At 62.4% G+C, this 14,242-nt stretch carries 18 protein-coding genes; 17 read left to right on the forward strand and 1 reads right to left on the reverse strand.

All coding sequences use genetic code 11. The features are described 5' to 3' along the window. Positions 1-17 precede the first annotated feature (17 nt). From KTJ77_RS05155 to trmD, 6 genes are all read left to right on the forward strand, one after another. Positions 18-599 (forward strand): TetR/AcrR family transcriptional regulator, encoded by a 582-nt coding sequence (locus KTJ77_RS05155; protein WP_217337397.1) that lies wholly within the window; start codon positions 18-20, stop codon positions 597-599. Between the two features lie 55 nt (positions 600-654). Continuing rightward, a complete protein-coding gene (gene ffh / locus KTJ77_RS05160) occupies positions 655-2,211 on the forward strand; it encodes a signal recognition particle protein (RefSeq protein WP_217337398.1) in 1,557 nt (518 codons plus the stop codon). Between the two features lie 210 nt (positions 2,212-2,421). Further along, positions 2,422-2,859 carry a 30S ribosomal protein S16 gene (gene rpsP / locus KTJ77_RS05165; protein ID WP_217337399.1) on the forward strand — a complete coding sequence of 146 codons (438 nt, stop codon included), beginning with the start codon at positions 2,422-2,424 and terminating at the stop codon, positions 2,857-2,859. A 5-nt stretch (positions 2,860-2,864) separates the two neighbouring features. Next, positions 2,865-3,095: an RNA-binding protein gene (locus KTJ77_RS05170; RefSeq protein WP_217337400.1), complete on the forward strand. Its 231-nt coding sequence runs from the start codon at positions 2,865-2,867 to the stop codon at positions 3,093-3,095. After that, positions 3,095-3,688: a ribosome maturation factor RimM gene (gene rimM / locus KTJ77_RS05175; RefSeq protein WP_217337401.1), complete on the forward strand. Its 594-nt coding sequence runs from the start codon at positions 3,095-3,097 to the stop codon at positions 3,686-3,688. The genes KTJ77_RS05170 and rimM overlap by 1 nt, the downstream gene beginning before the upstream one ends. A gap of 2 nt (positions 3,689-3,690) precedes the next feature. Next, the gene (gene trmD, locus KTJ77_RS05180; protein WP_217337402.1) at positions 3,691-4,380 is read left to right on the forward strand and encodes a tRNA (guanosine(37)-N1)-methyltransferase TrmD; all 690 of its coding nucleotides are present in this window, start codon (positions 3,691-3,693) and stop codon (positions 4,378-4,380) included. Between the two features lie 80 nt (positions 4,381-4,460). On the opposite strand, the gene map is transcribed toward trmD, so the two are convergent. Further along, positions 4,461-5,243, reverse strand: a complete 783-nt coding sequence (map, locus tag KTJ77_RS05185; RefSeq protein ID WP_217337403.1) for a type I methionyl aminopeptidase — start codon at positions 5,241-5,243, stop codon at positions 4,461-4,463. Positions 5,244-5,332: 89 nt separating this feature from the next. Here map and KTJ77_RS05190 point away from each other — a divergent pair, with 89 nt between their 5' ends. From KTJ77_RS05190 to KTJ77_RS05240, 11 genes are all read left to right on the forward strand, one after another. Beyond that, complete coding sequence (locus tag KTJ77_RS05190; protein ID WP_254367368.1) at positions 5,333-5,824, forward strand: MFS transporter permease; 492 nt, start codon at positions 5,333-5,335, stop codon at positions 5,822-5,824. A gap of 176 nt (positions 5,825-6,000) precedes the next feature. After that, a complete protein-coding gene (rplS, locus tag KTJ77_RS05195) occupies positions 6,001-6,348 on the forward strand; it encodes a 50S ribosomal protein L19 (RefSeq protein WP_217337405.1) in 348 nt (115 codons plus the stop codon). 115 nt (positions 6,349-6,463) lie between these two features. Then, the gene (gene lepB, locus KTJ77_RS05200; protein WP_217337406.1) at positions 6,464-7,231 is read left to right on the forward strand and encodes a signal peptidase I; all 768 of its coding nucleotides are present in this window, start codon (positions 6,464-6,466) and stop codon (positions 7,229-7,231) included. Continuing rightward, complete coding sequence (locus KTJ77_RS05205) at positions 7,228-7,887, forward strand: ribonuclease HII (protein ID WP_217337407.1); 660 nt, start codon at positions 7,228-7,230, stop codon at positions 7,885-7,887. Before lepB ends, KTJ77_RS05205 begins: the two co-directional genes overlap by 4 nt. Before the next feature lie 184 nt (positions 7,888-8,071). Continuing rightward, a complete protein-coding gene (locus tag KTJ77_RS05210) occupies positions 8,072-8,545 on the forward strand; it encodes an OsmC family protein (RefSeq protein WP_217337408.1) in 474 nt (157 codons plus the stop codon). A gap of 74 nt (positions 8,546-8,619) precedes the next feature. Continuing rightward, entirely contained in the window at positions 8,620-8,949 is a 330-nt protein-coding gene (locus KTJ77_RS05215; protein ID WP_217337409.1) for a DUF2469 domain-containing protein, read from the forward strand. 93 nt (positions 8,950-9,042) lie between these two features. Next, positions 9,043-9,405, forward strand: coding sequence for a YraN family protein (locus tag KTJ77_RS05220; protein WP_217337410.1), 363 nt, complete (start codon positions 9,043-9,045; stop codon positions 9,403-9,405). Continuing rightward, the gene (locus tag KTJ77_RS05225) at positions 9,402-10,913 is read left to right on the forward strand and encodes a YifB family Mg chelatase-like AAA ATPase (protein WP_217337411.1); all 1,512 of its coding nucleotides are present in this window, start codon (positions 9,402-9,404) and stop codon (positions 10,911-10,913) included. Before KTJ77_RS05220 ends, KTJ77_RS05225 begins: the two co-directional genes overlap by 4 nt. After that, entirely contained in the window at positions 10,910-12,064 is a 1,155-nt protein-coding gene (gene dprA / locus KTJ77_RS05230; RefSeq protein WP_217337412.1) for a DNA-processing protein DprA, read from the forward strand. The genes KTJ77_RS05225 and dprA overlap by 4 nt, the downstream gene beginning before the upstream one ends. Before the next feature lie 253 nt (positions 12,065-12,317). Beyond that, positions 12,318-13,274, forward strand: coding sequence for a hypothetical protein (locus KTJ77_RS05235; RefSeq protein WP_217337413.1), 957 nt, complete (start codon positions 12,318-12,320; stop codon positions 13,272-13,274). 59 nt (positions 13,275-13,333) lie between these two features. After that, the gene (locus KTJ77_RS05240; RefSeq protein WP_217337414.1) at positions 13,334-14,233 is read left to right on the forward strand and encodes a tyrosine recombinase; all 900 of its coding nucleotides are present in this window, start codon (positions 13,334-13,336) and stop codon (positions 14,231-14,233) included. The last annotated feature ends 9 nt before the right edge of the window (positions 14,234-14,242 follow it).

The following is a 14,242-nucleotide window of genomic DNA, read 5'->3' on the forward strand; positions in this document are numbered from 1 at the left end:
CGCAATAATCTGGGGTTATGGAACCACTGAGCAAGCAGGGGCGCCCGAAGGCGTCATCGAGAGAAACGCTCTCCGAGGCTGCGTGCGAGCTGTTTCTCGAAAAGGGGTACGACGCCACGAGCGTGAGTGACATTACAGCCCGTGCGGGTGTGAGTCGCAGTAGCTTTTTCAACTACTTCGCGGCGAAGAGCGATGTCATCTGGTCAGGTTTTGACGAGCGTGTCGAGCGCCTGGTGTCCACGCTGTCAATGAGCGGCGGGGGAGATGCTTCGTCGGATATTCGTGAGGCCATTCTCGCTTTCGCCGATGGTTTCGCCCCTGATGCGCTCGCGCTCGTGATGTCCAATGCGACCGCGATGGATGCGGAGGCTGACCTCGAGCGCGAAGGATCTTTGCGCATGGTTCGCATCGCAACGGCCATGTCGATGCGACTTGCTCGTGCTAACCACACCGAACTTCAGGCGGCGATCCTGGGCGCTGCGTATGCCGGGGGAATGCTCGCTGCCACCCACAGGTGGGCGCTTGACGGCTCCGGCCGCGCGCTGTTGAGCGACCGTCTCGCTGAGGCTGTCGCCGCCGTTGAGGCGCTCGCTGCATAGCCGCGCGGTGCCGTGTCAGCGGAGTCGACTCGATCTCGCGTAAACTCGGATCATCATGGCTACATTTGGCACGCTGTCTGAGCGTCTCACCGAGACTTTCCGTAACCTCCGCACCAAGGGCAAGCTCACGCCCGCTGACGTTGACGGAACCGTTCGCGAGATTCGTCGCGCCCTGCTCGACGCTGACGTCGCGCTTGAGGTCGTGAAAGAGTTCACCGCGAAAATTCGCGAGCGTGCGCTCGGCGACGAAGTCAACCGCGCTCTCAACCCTGCACAGCAGGTCGTGCAGATTGTCAACGAGGAGCTGATTGGCATCCTCGGCGGCCAGCAGCGGCGCCTGGAGTTTGCGAAGACCCCGCCCACAGTCATCATGCTGGCCGGCCTGCAGGGTTCCGGTAAGACGACGTTCGCCGGAAAGCTTGCCAAGATGCTGGCGAAGGACGGCCACACGCCGTTGCTGATCGCCGCCGACCTGCAGCGTCCGAACGCCGTCGGTCAGCTGACGGTTGTCGCTGAGCGTGCCGGTGCGGCAATTTTTGCTCCGGAACCAGGCAATGGCGTGGGTAATCCCGTGAAGGTTTCGCGCGACGGTATCGAATACGCCAAGCGTCACCAGCACGACATCGTCATCGTGGACACCGCCGGTCGACTCGGTGTGGACGCTGAGTTGATGAAGCAGGCCGCTGACATCCGCAAAGAAGTGCAGCCAGATGAGGTGCTCTTCGTCATTGACGCGATGATCGGTCAAGACGCGGTCAATACGGCAAAGGCCTTCCAGGAGGGCGTTGACTTCACGGGTGTCGTGTTGTCGAAGCTTGATGGTGACGCCCGCGGTGGTGCCGCGCTGTCGGTGGCAAGTGTCACTGGCCGCCCGATCATCTTTGCGTCCACGGGTGAGGGCCTTGACGACCTCGAAGCTTTCCACCCCGACCGCATGGCGAGCCGCATCCTCGACCTCGGTGACATTCTCACCCTGATCGAACAGGCACAGCAGGCGTTCGACGAGGAAGAAGCGCTCAAGGTCGCGGAAAAGCTCGCGACCGACCAGTTCACCCTTGAAGACTTCCTTGAGCAGATGCAGCAGTTCAAGAAGATGGGCTCCATGAAGAAGATGCTGGGAATGCTTCCCGGCATGGGAAACATGAAGCAGCAGCTTGAAGACTTCGACGAGCGCGAGATTGACCGCACTGAGGCGATCATCCGCTCCATGACGCCTGCTGAACGTCGCACGCCCAAGTTGCTCAATGGTTCCAGGCGTCTGCGCATTGCCAAGGGTTCGGGCTCGACCGTTACCGACGTGAATGCGCTCGTGCAGCGCTTCGAGCAGGCCGCGAAGATGATGAAAACGGTTGCCCGCGGTGGCATGCCGAACATCCCCGGTATGGGCCCCGTGCCCGGTGCACGCCCTGGAGCTTCTGCCAAGCGTGGTAAGAAGGGCGCCAAGAAGCAGGCACCCCGTTCCGGAAACCCGGCAAAGCGCGCGGCAGAAGCAGCTGGCCTGGCACAGGGCGACACGCAACCGACCGGCTCCGGTTTCGGGCTTGGCGGCGCGGGCAAGATGCCTAGCGAAGCAGATCTCGCCGAGATTCAGAAACTTCTCGGCAAGAACTAATCTGCTCTCGTTCCTGCGGAAAGTGCGACACGGCCGGGCCCTGCGGGCGTCGCTGGTCGAAACTCCCGCTGGAGTCTGGCAGAATAGAACCTTGGATCACGCTCTCGACCCTCTATCCAGGGCGGCGATCCACCATAGAGCTTCCGCCGGGTGTGCACCCCACGCTCCGGGCGATCAGTTCGTCTTCCTCAAACACATCTCTGGAGAATCGTGTCTGTCAAGATTCGTCTCAAGCGCATGGGCAAGATCCGTGCGCCTTACTACCGCATCGTTGTCGCTGACTCGCGCACCAAGCGCGATGGCCGCGTCATCGAAGAAATCGGCAAGTACCACCCGACCGAGCAGCCTTCGTTCATCGAGGTCAACTCGGAGCGTGCGCAGTACTGGCTCTCTGTCGGCGCTCAGCCGACCGAGCAGGTCCTCGTGCTCCTGAAGCTCACGGGCGACTGGGGCAAGTTCAAGGGCGACAAGGACGCTAAGTCGACCGTTCAGGTTGCTGGCGAGAAGGCTGCTTTCGAGGCTCCGGCTGAGAAGAAGTCTGTCATCAAGCCCAAGGCTGAAAAGAAGGCTGAAGCTCCTGCTGAGGACGCTCCCGCCGCTGACGCTGACGCTGTAGAGGCCCCCGAGGCCGCAGCAGACGCCGAGTAATCGTCGTGCTGGCTGCCGCGCTCGAGCACATCGTCAAGGGGATCGTTGATCACCCAGATGAGGTGCGTATCAACGCCTCAACGTCGTCACGAGGAGACCTCCTCGAGGTGCATGTGCACCCTGACGACCGGGGCCGCGTAATCGGGCGCGGCGGCCGTACCGCGAAAGCGTTACGGACGCTCATTTCCGCTCTGGCCGACAACCGTCGCGTTCGCGTCGACGTTGCAGACGACTGATGTCTGAGGGTCAGAAAAACCAGCTTCGCGTCGGCCGCCTTGTTAAGGCACATGGCCTGAAGGGCGCTTTCAAGCTGGAGCTCTACACAGACAACCCTGATGCGCGTTTCGTTCCGGGTGCTGTCTTTACTCTTCAGGTGCCTGAGTCTTCGCCGTGGCACGGCAAGACCGTCACCGTCCGCGAGTTCCGTTGGATGAACTCGCATGCCGTCCTCTTCCTTGACGGGGTCGAAGACCGTAATTCTGCGGACGAACTCGTTCGTGCCATCCTGTGGATGGATGACTCGCAAGACGAGCAGGAAGACGACGCCTGGTATGACCACCAGCTCGTCGGACTCGACGTCGTGCGCGATGGTGCCGTCATCGGCCGCGTTGCCCGCCTCGAGCACATGCCAGCGCAAGACCTCCTCATCGTGAAGGTCCAAGACCGCGAGGTGATGGTTCCGTTCGTGACGGCCATCGTTCCTGAGGTGAACATCGCCGAGGGGCGCGTCACGGTGACGCCGCCTGCAGGCCTGTTCGAAGACATCGGTGACGACGCAGCGTCCGAGGGCGCGAGCGACAACGCCGCCGAAGCGCACGCAGAGGACTAATCATGCGGATCGACGTCGTTTCGATCTTCCCGTCGTTCTTTGACGTTCTTGACGTCTCGCTTTTGGGCAAGGCGCGTGCCGCAGGCATTATTGACGTGCGCGTGCATGACCTTCGTGACTGGACGTACGACCGGCATCGCACGGTCGACGACACTCCGTATGGCGGAGGTGCAGGCATGGTGATGAAGCCGGAACCATGGGGCGAAGCGCTCGATGCGATCGTCGCGGATTCTCAGGTGCGGCCGACCTTCATCTTCCCGTCACCCGCTGGCGAGGTTTTCACCCAGGCCAAGGCCAGGGAGCTCGCGACCGATGAGCACCTCGTATTCGGCTGCGGCCGCTATGAGGGCATCGATGAGCGCGTCTTTAACTACGCTGCCGAACTCGGCTCCGTGCGCCTGATGAGCCTTGGCGACTATGTGCTCAATGGCGGCGAGGTCGCGTCGATGGCCATGATTGAAGCAATCGGGCGCCTCATTCCCGGTGTTGTCGGCAACCCCGCCAGCCTGGTCGAAGAGTCGCACGAAGATGGTCTGCTTGAGTACCCGTCGTACACGAAGCCGTCCGTGTGGCGCGACCGCGAGGTTCCGCCGATTCTGCTGAGCGGCAACCACGGTGCCATCGCAACGTGGCGCCACGAGCAGCAGGTCGAGCGCACACGTCAGCGTCGCCCCGACCTGTTGAGCGACTAAACGCTTCTTCTCCTCGAGGAGATACGAAAAGCGGAACCACGCAGCTGCTGCCAGCGCATGGTTCCGCTTTCGTTTTTGTCTTAGTCGACGCCCAAGAAGGAACGGTCGGTGAGCACGATCGGGCCGTCGTCCGTCATCGCGACGGTGTGCTCGCAGTGCGCACCACGCGAGCCATCGGCTGAGCGCAGCGTCCAGCCATCCTGGTCGGTGTAGATCTCATCGGTGGTCTGCAAGAACCACGGCTCGAGCGCGAGCACGAGGCCAGCGCGCAGCGGGTAGCCGCGACCAGCCTTGCCCTTGTTAGCGACGTGCGGGTCGCCGTGCATCGTGCGGCCGACACCGTGGCCACCGAAGTCGGTGTTGACGCTCAGGCCCTCGGCGTGTGCGATTTCGCCGATGGCAGCCGAGATGTCACCGATGCGGTTCGTCGTCTGGGACGCCTCGATCGCGGCGGCGAGTGCGCGCTGCGTGGTGTCGATCAGCTTCAGGTCTTCTTCGCGCGGCGTACCAACGATGAAAGAGATCGCAGAGTCTGCAACCCAGCCATCAACGGCGACGGCGAAGTCCAGGCTCACCAGGTCGCCATCGCGGAGGACGTAGTCGTGGGGGAGTCCGTGCAGAACGGCATCGTTGATCGAGGTGCAGATGACCTTAGCGAAGGGGCTCGCACCAAACGACGGGTGGTAGTCGATGTAGCAAGATTCAGCGCCGGCCTTGCGGATCATGTCGTGTGCACGCTTGTCGATGCTGAGGAGGTTCGTGCCGACCTTCGTTTCGTCTCGGAGGGTCGCAAGAACCTCGGCTACGAAACGCCCCGCGGGGCGCATCTGCTCAATCTCGGCTGGCGTGCGCAATTCGATCATGCTTCTATTCTCTCGCGGAAACTGAGTAGTCGATGACGGTTACCCATGACTGGGCCCTATCACCACTAAGACCGGCGTACGATCTGGCTATGGCACTTCGTCGCGCGTTCTACCGGTGGCTCCTCCCGGCGGCCTTCGTGTTGCCGCTGTGGCTCCTCGTCGGCTATATGGTTTTCCAGGCCAATGTGTGGGCGATCCTGTGGCTACTGTTCCTGGCAATGCCAGCAGTGTTCGTCGGTCAGTTGATCTTCACCCTGATGGTGCGCTCACGGCCCTCTGTGCGGCGCAACCGTGCCGTCTCAACTCTTGATATCGCGGCATTCGGCACGTGGCATGTGCTCACGATTCTGGTTGGCCTGTACTCCGAATGGTTCCCGCTGTTCCTGACCCTCTCGATCATCGCGGGCATCGGCGTCTTCGTGTCGAGCATGTGGCAGCTCTGGCAAGAAGCCACCGGCGCACGGTACGAGACCCCGATCGACGGCATCTTCCCCGGCACCCGTTCAGCCGCTCCCAAACCTGCCCCAGCCACTGGTTCCGTTGACGGCGTCTTCATCGTCACCGAAAAGCGCGAACCCTAATTTCACTTGGCCGCTGATACGTGGCAGAATAAAGAGCTGTGCCGTGACCATGCACGTTTCGACGTGCCCACGCAGGTGCTCTGCCTCAGGGGAGTAGCCGGCCGTAAGGTGCACGAGAACGTAAATGAAAACCCCTTATGCAGGAGACCTGACGCGACTGCAGAATGTGATCTATCATGCAGATCCTTGACGCCGTTGACTCGGCATCGCTTCGCTCGGACATTCCCGAGTTCTTCCCCGGTGACACCGTAAAGGTTCACGTCAACATCACGGAAGGTTCGCGCTCGCGCGTTCAGATCTTCCAGGGTATTGTCCTTGGCCGCTCGGGTGACGGCATCCGCGAGACGTTCTGCGTCCGCAAGATCAGCTTCCAGGTTGGCGTCGAGCGTACCTTCCCGGTGCACTCGCCGGTTATCGAGCGCATCGAGGTTGTTACCCGCGGTGACGTTCGTCGCGCCAAGCTGTACTACCTGCGCGAACTGCGCGGTAAGAAGGCAAAGATCAAGGAGAAGCGCTCCAACTAAGCGCCTCTTTGAGGAAACCCCGCGGAACACTCCGTGGGGTTTTCTTTTTCCCAGTCAGGATGTGTCAGGCTGTCAGATACGGTCTGTCTGCAGAAGCCCCACCCGATAGGACACCATGACAAGCGAGTTTGCTGACGCGCATATGTCGCGCCGCGATGCTCGACGCCACCGCACCTCAACGAAGCGGAAGGGCGGTTGGGGAGTTTTCTTTCGCGACCTCGTCGTCATCATCCTGGTGGCGCTTTTGGTGTCATTTTTGGTGAAGACCTTCGTCGTGCGGTCGTTCTACATTCCGTCAGGTTCGATGGAGAACACGCTGCAGGTGCAAGACCGCATTCTGGTTGATGAACTCACGCCGCGTTTCACCGGATACGACCGCGGTGACGTTGTTGTCTTCCGCGATCCAGGTGGGTGGCTCCAGGGCGTGTCTGTGCCCAAGCCAGACCGCGGCCCGATTGCCGAGGGCGTGGACTGGGTGCTGTCTCTTGTCGGGCTCTCCGCACCGGACTCCTCCGAGCACCTCATCAAACGTGTGATCGGCTTGCCCGGGGACCATGTGGTGTGCTGCAACGAGTTGGGGCAGACGTCGGTGAACGGCGTACCGTTGGATGAGTCTTCCTACGTACGTATGACGCCGGGGCCCGATCGGCCCGAGTACAAATACGACGTTGTGGTTCCGGCTGGCTCGCTGTGGGTTTTGGGTGACAACCGGAACAACTCGCAAGACTCCCGTTTCCACCTCGATGAACCAGGGGCTGGCTTCGTGCCGCTTTCCGACGTTGTCGGCCGTGCGTTCTTGCGCACCTGGCCGTTTGACCGCTTCGGAGGGCTCGGCGCAAGCGATACCGCCTTCATCGGTGTGCCTGATCCGGTCGCAGAATGACCCCTGTGGTTCCAACTCTCGAGCGCGAAGCCTCTCTGCTCGAGCAGTACCCCTTCATCATCGCGTGCGACGAAGTCGGTCGCGGCGCAATCGCCGGACCAGTCGTCGTCGGCGCATCAATCGTGTATTCCTCGCACCTGGAGTCCGAGATCCCTGAGGGACTCCGCGATTCGAAGCTCATCGCCGAGAGCAAGCGCCACGATGTGGCCGAGCGGGCGCGGAACTGGGTGAGCGGCTCTGGGCTCGGCTGGTCCAGCGCGCTGGAGGTTGACCAGATCGGCATCATGCGCTCGCTCGGTACCGCAGCGCTGCGTGCCATGGAAGCGCTAGCCGCCGAGACTGGCGTCGACCCGCGTGATGGCGTCGTCTTGCTCGACGGTAACTATGACTACATTCAGCCGGCCGGTGGCTGGGGGATGACGGTCATTCCGGTGATTAAGGGTGACCGTGATTGCGCTTCTGCTGCCGCAGCCTCCGTGCTGGCCAAGGTCGCGCGCGATGACTACATGGTCGAAATTCATGCCGAAGCGCCCGCGTATCAGTGGGAGCGGAACAAGGGCTACGGTAGCGCTGAACACCGTGCCGCGATCGTGCAATTTGGCATCACGCCCCACCACCGCGCCTCGTGGGCGTTTGAAGGCAACACGCTCTTTTAGCCTCGGGGTGGTTCCGCTTCTCCGCACTCGTGCGCCCACTCAGTCGCCTCCTTCTCTGGTTAGATTCAACGAGCTTTTGACTTAACGCCTGATCCAATACTTATTTTTTGTCATGACATAAGTACTTAATTTCTGCCAGAATCAAAGTCGACTTGCCCACCACCTGGCGCAGAAAGGGGCCGCAATGCACGCGGCCGCTCGCACACGCCCCACCGCCGCTGACTGGAACGAGACTCTCGAAGCCGTCTGCGTTGCGGATGACAATACGGGCGTGCGAAAGCTCAGCATCCGTGACTTTCACTTCATCGGTGATGGTGGGGCTGACATTGGCGGCTGGGATTTGGGACCATCGTCACCCGAGTACCTGCTGGGCGTGATTTCGACGTGTCTGACTCACACCATGCTGTGCCTCGCGGCCTGGCGTGGCATCAGCCTCGATCGCGTCGAGGTTCGTGTCTCCGCAGATAACAACGACGCGCGCTTCTTCGGCATCGAGACAGACACGCCTCCGCCTCCGCACAATATTCGCATTCACGTGGACCTAGAGTCGTCCACGCTGTCGGAGCAGGCACGCGCCGACTTCATTCTCGAAGCCGAGGCAACGTGCCCCATCGTTCAGGCGCTGCGGCAACCGACCGATGTCACCGTCCATTTCTAGGCGAACGGGAGAGGCCCACACCAAAGCACAAGGTTTCGCTCTTCCGCGCCGCCCGGGCATAGGATGGGGGAACCATGGATGAGGATGCTTTCGACGACTACGACCGCGAACTAGAGCTCGCGCTGTACCGTGAGTACCGCGATGTCGTCGGTCAGTTTCAGTACGTCATTGAGACCGAGCGTCGCTTCTATCTCGCGAACGCCGTTGACGTCGTGCGGCGTGACTCTGCCAACGACTTCTACTTCGAGATCACGATGACCGACGTGTGGGTGTGGGACATTTACCGTGCCGATCGGTTTGTGAAGTCGGTGCGTGTGCTGACATTCAAGGACGTCAACATCGAAGAGCTGTCGCGTCACGACATTCAGATTCCTGACGACCTCGCCCTGGACGGCGAGAAGTAGAGTTCTTTCCCTAACAACGGGTGATTTTCGCTCGTTATCCACCGCGACTGGTTTGCGGTTCTTTGGAGTGCCCATGTGCCGCAGAGTCGGTGCATGGCAGCGAAAGATGATCTGGGTAGACGCGGTGAGCAGCTCGCGGTCGAATACCTGACCGAGCGGAACCATGTGGTTGTCGACCGCAATTGGCGGTGCGCAGAAGGAGAACTCGACGTCGTAACGGTCTCCGGCGACATGGTGGTCGTCGTCGAGGTGAAAACGCGCAGGAGTATGGCGTTCGGTGACCCGCTCGAGGCCGTTGACGCGCGGAAACGCTCGCGTCTGTGGCGTCTGGCACGGGCATGGGGCGTCGCCCACCCCGAGATCCTGCGGGGGCGCAGCGTCAGGCTCGACATCATCGGTATCACGGGTGGCGAGTCGACGGGATTCGATCTGGCACATTTGGAGGATGTGCGATGAGCGTCGTGCGTACGTGGGCAATCGCGTTGAACGGTATTACCGGTGCGATCGTCGAGGTGGAAGCCGACCTCTCGTCGCACACGCCAGGGTTCGATCTGATTGGTCTTGCAGACAAGGCTCTCGGTGAGGCCGTGCGGCGCGTCAGCAACGCGTGCGCGAACTCGGGGTTGCCGCTGCCCAGGCGGCGCATCACGGTGAATCTGTCACCTGCAGCATTGCCGAAACGCGGTTCCGGTTTTGACGTGGCGATTGCCATGGCAGCGATTGCTACAGAACACGAGGTGTCGTTGGAGTCGTTGCAGCGCACGGTGCACATCGGTGAGCTTGGCCTCGACGGTCGGCTCCGTCCGCTTCCTGGAGTGTTGCCTTGCGTCATAGCGGCGCGTGACGGTGGATTCGACCGCGTCATCGTCCCCTACGGAAATCGAGAAGAAGCGTTGCTTGTTCCCGGAATCGAGGTTGTCGGTGCTGTCGCATTGAGCGATGTCGCTGCCGCCCACGGCGTCGAATGTGAAACACACCTGTGGGAACCGATTGCCGCGCCAAGCCCGGAGCCCGCCGTTGCGGCGCCTGGAGATTTGAAAGACGTTGTTGGCCAACGCGATGCGGTGGAGGCGCTGATCGTGGCTGCGGCCGGCGCGCATCACGTGGTGATGAGTGGGCCACCCGGTGCGGGCAAGACCATGCTGGCGTCACGTCTGCCTGGCATACTTCCGGCACTGACGCATGAGCAAGCGATTGATGTCGCCTGTATCCGTTCGTTGACCGGAGCCCCGCTTTCAACCCTGCCCTCGATTGTGCCGTTTGAAGCTCCGCACCACACGGCAAGCGTGGTCGCACTTATTGGCGGCGGAAGCGGCATCATTCGCCCAGGGGCGATTGCACGAGCCGCCCACGGGGTGCTCTTTCTCGATGAGGCGGCGGAGTTCCCGACCGCCGTGCTCGACGGACTTCGCCAGCCATTGGAATCCGGGAGCATCACGATTCATCGTGCAGGGGCGACGGCAACATTTCCCGCACGATGTCAGCTCGTGCTCGCAATGAATCCCTGTCCGTGCGGCAACTACGGGGTGCGGGGCGCTGAGTGCGTATGCCCTCCACAGGCCATCAGGCGATATCAATCTCGGCTATCTGGCCCCGTTCGCGACCGCATCGATATCGAGTTGCCGATGCGGCGGGTGACGTCCACAACTTTGGCTCCCACGGTGACCACTGGTGAAGCGCGTGCGCGTGTCGCAGAGGCTCGCGACCGGGCTGCACACCGGTTACGGGAGACACCCTGGCGCGTCAACGCCGAAGTCGCCGGAACTTACTTACGACGTGAACCCGTTGTCGCGGGTGCACGCGACGCCCTCGATCGTGCGCTCGAGCGTGGCCAGATCACGCTGCGCGGGTATGACCGCTCGATGCGTTTGGCGTGGACTCTGGCTGACCTTGATGGGGCCGACAAACTGAGCGCCGCGCATGTTGGTCGCGCGCTTCTCTTAAAGCAGGGAATGGCAGCATGACGGATGAAAGACGACAGGAAGCCGCCGCGCGCGTGGCACTGAGCCTTTTGACGGAGCCGGGAGACGCCGACATGGGCGCCTTGGTGGCAACGTATGGGGCGTCCCAGACGATGGAGATCATCCGGTCAGGTACTGCGCCGGCAGAGATGCCCACCAGAACGTGGAAGGCGGCCATCGTGCGCTGGGCGCCTCGCCTATCCGTTCTCGATGGGCACGATCAACGCGAACGCGCGCGTCGAGCCAACGCACGATTGGTGATCCCGGGCGATGAAGAGTGGCCGGACGCACTCGCAGAACTCGGCGTTCACGCACCACTCCTGTTGTGGGTCAGGGGAGAGCCCGCACTGTTGTCGAGTGAACAGTCGGTCGCGCTCGTCGGGGCACGCGCAGCTACCGGTTATGGCGAACACGTTGCCAGCGAGTTTGCGGATGCCCTCGCCGGACGCGGCGCGTCCGTCGTTTCTGGCGGTGCCTACGGAATCGACGGCGCGGCACATCGTGCGGCGCTCGGAGCAGGCGGGCACACGGTCGCCATCATGGCGGGTGGTGTGGATCGTCCGTATCCGGCTGGGCACGCGCACTTGCTCGCGCAGATCGCGCGTACCGGCGCAGTCGTGAGCGAGCTACCGCTGGGCGTCACGCCTTCGCGTTGGCGGTTTTTGAGCCGAAACCGTGTGATCGCCGCGCTGTCCGACGTCACGGTTGTGGTTGAGGCGGGGTGGCGCAGTGGCTCCCTCAATACAGCCGGGCACGCGGCGAGCCTCGGACGCCCGTTAGGTGCGGTTCCGGGACCAATTACCTCACCCGCGTCGATGGGGTGTCATCGGCTCCTTCGTGAGTTCGATGCGGTGTGCGTCACGACGCCAGAAGAGGTACGTGAGCTTGCGGGGTGGGAAGACCCGGTCGAAACCCGCGAGCGCGGCGCGGATGGTGATGCGGGAAGCGCCACGAATCGCCTCATTGATGCACTCAGCGTTCGCGCGGTACGGGATATCGACACCATCGCGCGCCGCACGGGGCAAGCTCGCGATGAGGTACAGGCTGCAATCGGCCTGCTCTTGCTCGATGGAACCGTGATTGCTGCAGACGGCGGCTACCTTTTGGCCACCGTTCCGCAGGGCAGGGACGCCACTGCACGAGACCACAGCTGACGGTCCGCCCGAGCTGCTGCCGGTGCCGCGTCGCAGTTTCGACCGCGTCGTTGGCCTGCGCGTCATTGACGGCGTCGGCGCAAGAGCAACACCGGGTAAGGAGGTTCCCGTTCGGGTCGGTCAGCCAGGCACGCTGCACGGGCTGACGACAGCCCAGATCGTGCGAAGGGAAGAAAGACGATGGGAGGGTCCTCCGCTAGGGTGGGGAGACCAATGAAATGGTGCCTGACCCACCCAGGAGAATCTGACGCTTATGTCTTTGCAGGACCCTTCGACCTATTCGCCCGCAGATATCGCGAACCCTGCGCTTGATGACGCCACGCTGCGCCATATCGCGCAGTACCGTCCCGACCTGCGTGGCGTCGTTTTGCAACACCCGTCGTGCTCGCCTGCACTGGCGCAGTTGATCCACGCGAGCGCCGCACCGCAGCAAGCTCAAGCGGCTCCCGGGGTGCCCGCGGTTCCGCAGGCACCCGCCGGGTTCAACCTTGGCCAGGCAGCCGTCTCGACTCCGCCACAGCAGTTCGGTGGTCATCCGCAGCAGTTCGGCCAGCACACGCCCCAGACCCCTCAGCCTGCCTACGGCCAACCCTCTTACGGGCAGCCCGGCTACGCTCAGGCGCAGTACGCGCAAGGTCAGCCTGCCCAACATCCGCAAGCTGTCGCATGGGCGCAGTGGTTCCAGCAGACGACCGGGCGCCAGCCCGCGGCGGCTGACTACCGAAGCGCTGTGGCCGCTGGTCATTTGCCCCACGATGCGCTGCGAGGCCTGTCTGGTGCCGCACTACCGGCCGGACTGCCCGCACACCTCGGTGCCCTCGGAAAAATGCTCCTCCTGGTTCCGCTTGGCGCGCTCATCGCAATCATCGGGACGTTCCTGCCCGTAGTAAGTATCTCGGCATTCGGAGAGAGTTTCAGCTTCAACTACTGGGTGGCAGACGCGGATGGTCCGATCATTCTGGTCTGCTCGGTGCTCGCGGTCGTCGCGGCAGCCGTGGCCATCGTGAAGCCAGCGAAATGGTCGTACATTCTCGCTGGTGTCATCGCTATTGTCAGTCAACTGCTGCTGTTTGTCTCGGCGTTTGCGGCGTTCGTCAATGCCGCTGACCTGGATATTCCGCTCGGCCCTGCACCCTTCATCGTCTTGCTCGGTGCCATCATCGTGACAATCGGTGCCATCTTTACGCTGGTGTCGGCGCGCAAGCTCTGACACCGGCGCCCTCGGCCTGGCGCCACGCGGCGCCCCGTCCTGTGCCGCATCATAGAGTCATGAGGCTCGATGATGCGGCACAGGCGTTCGACGAGCACCTCACCAGGGTGCGACGACTATCTCCTGCGACGACCCGTGCGTACGCTGCCGACCTGCGCGATCTGCGAGCGCACCTCGACGACGACGACATCACGCTGATCGACGTCGATACCCTTCGCGACTGGCTTTGGAGCGCCACCCAGCGGGGCGATGCTCGCTCCACGATTGCGAGACGGACAGCGACGGTGCGTACCTTTTTTGCCTGGGCGCTGGAAAATGGGCATGTCGCAACTGATCCCACACTGCGACTTGTCACGCCAAAGAAGGCGAAGACGCTGCCAGCCGTCGCGACAGCGGCGAGCCTCGACGACGTTCTGACTGGCTTACGCATCGCGGCCGCCGACGGTGATGCGATCGCTTTGCGTGACCACGCCATGCTTGAGCTGCTGTATGCAGCAGGTATCCGCGTGTCCGAGCTATGCAACCTCGATGTCGACAGTATTGATCGGGAACGCGCCACGGTGCGCGTCTTGGGCAAGGGATCGAAGGAGCGCGTTGTGCCTTTTGGCCTGCCAGCGCGTGATGCGATTGACGCATATCTGACACGCGCGCGGCCCACCTTGGTGGCGCGGGGGAGCGGAACCTCTGCACTATTTCTCGGGGCGCGCGGCGGAAGACTTTCGCCACGCGCGGTGTATGCGGTCGTCTCGCGGGAGATCGCACCGGTAACCGGTCGCGAGCACGTTGGTCCGCACACCCTGCGTCACTCGGCGGCGACTCACCTCATTGATGGCGGCGCGGATTTGCGCGCAGTGCAGGAGATCCTCGGCCACGCGAGCCTGGGCACAACCCAGATCTACACGCATGTCTCCAGCGAGCGCCTTGCCGCCGTGTACAAGCTCGCCCACCCGCGCGCTTAAAAGGCAAGC

The sequence above is a fragment of the Microbacterium sp. NC79 genome (assembly GCF_019061125.1).
Taxonomy (GTDB): domain Bacteria; phylum Actinomycetota; class Actinomycetes; order Actinomycetales; family Microbacteriaceae; genus Microbacterium.

Excerpts from the sequence above, each read along its gene's own strand:
- KTJ77_RS05155 (WP_217337397.1), top strand. The coding sequence starts at position 18 with ATGGAACCACTGAGCAAGCAGGGGCGCCCGAAGGCGTCATCGAGAGAA.
- ffh (WP_217337398.1), top strand. The coding sequence starts at position 655 with ATGGCTACATTTGGCACGCTGTCTGAGCGTCTCACCGAGACTTTCCGT.
- rimM (WP_217337401.1), top strand. The coding sequence starts at position 3,095 with ATGTCTGAGGGTCAGAAAAACCAGCTTCGCGTCGGCCGCCTTGTTAAG.
- trmD (WP_217337402.1), top strand. The coding sequence starts at position 3,691 with ATGCGGATCGACGTCGTTTCGATCTTCCCGTCGTTCTTTGACGTTCTT.
- map (WP_217337403.1), bottom strand. The coding sequence starts at position 5,243 with ATGATCGAATTGCGCACGCCAGCCGAGATTGAGCAGATGCGCCCCGCG.
- KTJ77_RS05190 (WP_254367368.1), top strand. The coding sequence starts at position 5,333 with ATGGCACTTCGTCGCGCGTTCTACCGGTGGCTCCTCCCGGCGGCCTTC.
- rplS (WP_217337405.1), top strand. The coding sequence starts at position 6,001 with ATGCAGATCCTTGACGCCGTTGACTCGGCATCGCTTCGCTCGGACATT.
- lepB (WP_217337406.1), top strand. The coding sequence starts at position 6,464 with ATGACAAGCGAGTTTGCTGACGCGCATATGTCGCGCCGCGATGCTCGA.
- KTJ77_RS05205 (WP_217337407.1), top strand. The coding sequence starts at position 7,228 with ATGACCCCTGTGGTTCCAACTCTCGAGCGCGAAGCCTCTCTGCTCGAG.
- KTJ77_RS05210 (WP_217337408.1), top strand. The coding sequence starts at position 8,072 with ATGCACGCGGCCGCTCGCACACGCCCCACCGCCGCTGACTGGAACGAG.
- KTJ77_RS05215 (WP_217337409.1), top strand. The coding sequence starts at position 8,620 with ATGGATGAGGATGCTTTCGACGACTACGACCGCGAACTAGAGCTCGCG.
- KTJ77_RS05220 (WP_217337410.1), top strand. The coding sequence starts at position 9,043 with ATGGCAGCGAAAGATGATCTGGGTAGACGCGGTGAGCAGCTCGCGGTC.
- KTJ77_RS05225 (WP_217337411.1), top strand. The coding sequence starts at position 9,402 with ATGAGCGTCGTGCGTACGTGGGCAATCGCGTTGAACGGTATTACCGGT.
- dprA (WP_217337412.1), top strand. The coding sequence starts at position 10,910 with ATGACGGATGAAAGACGACAGGAAGCCGCCGCGCGCGTGGCACTGAGC.
- KTJ77_RS05235 (WP_217337413.1), top strand. The coding sequence starts at position 12,318 with ATGTCTTTGCAGGACCCTTCGACCTATTCGCCCGCAGATATCGCGAAC.
- KTJ77_RS05240 (WP_217337414.1), top strand. The coding sequence starts at position 13,334 with ATGAGGCTCGATGATGCGGCACAGGCGTTCGACGAGCACCTCACCAGG.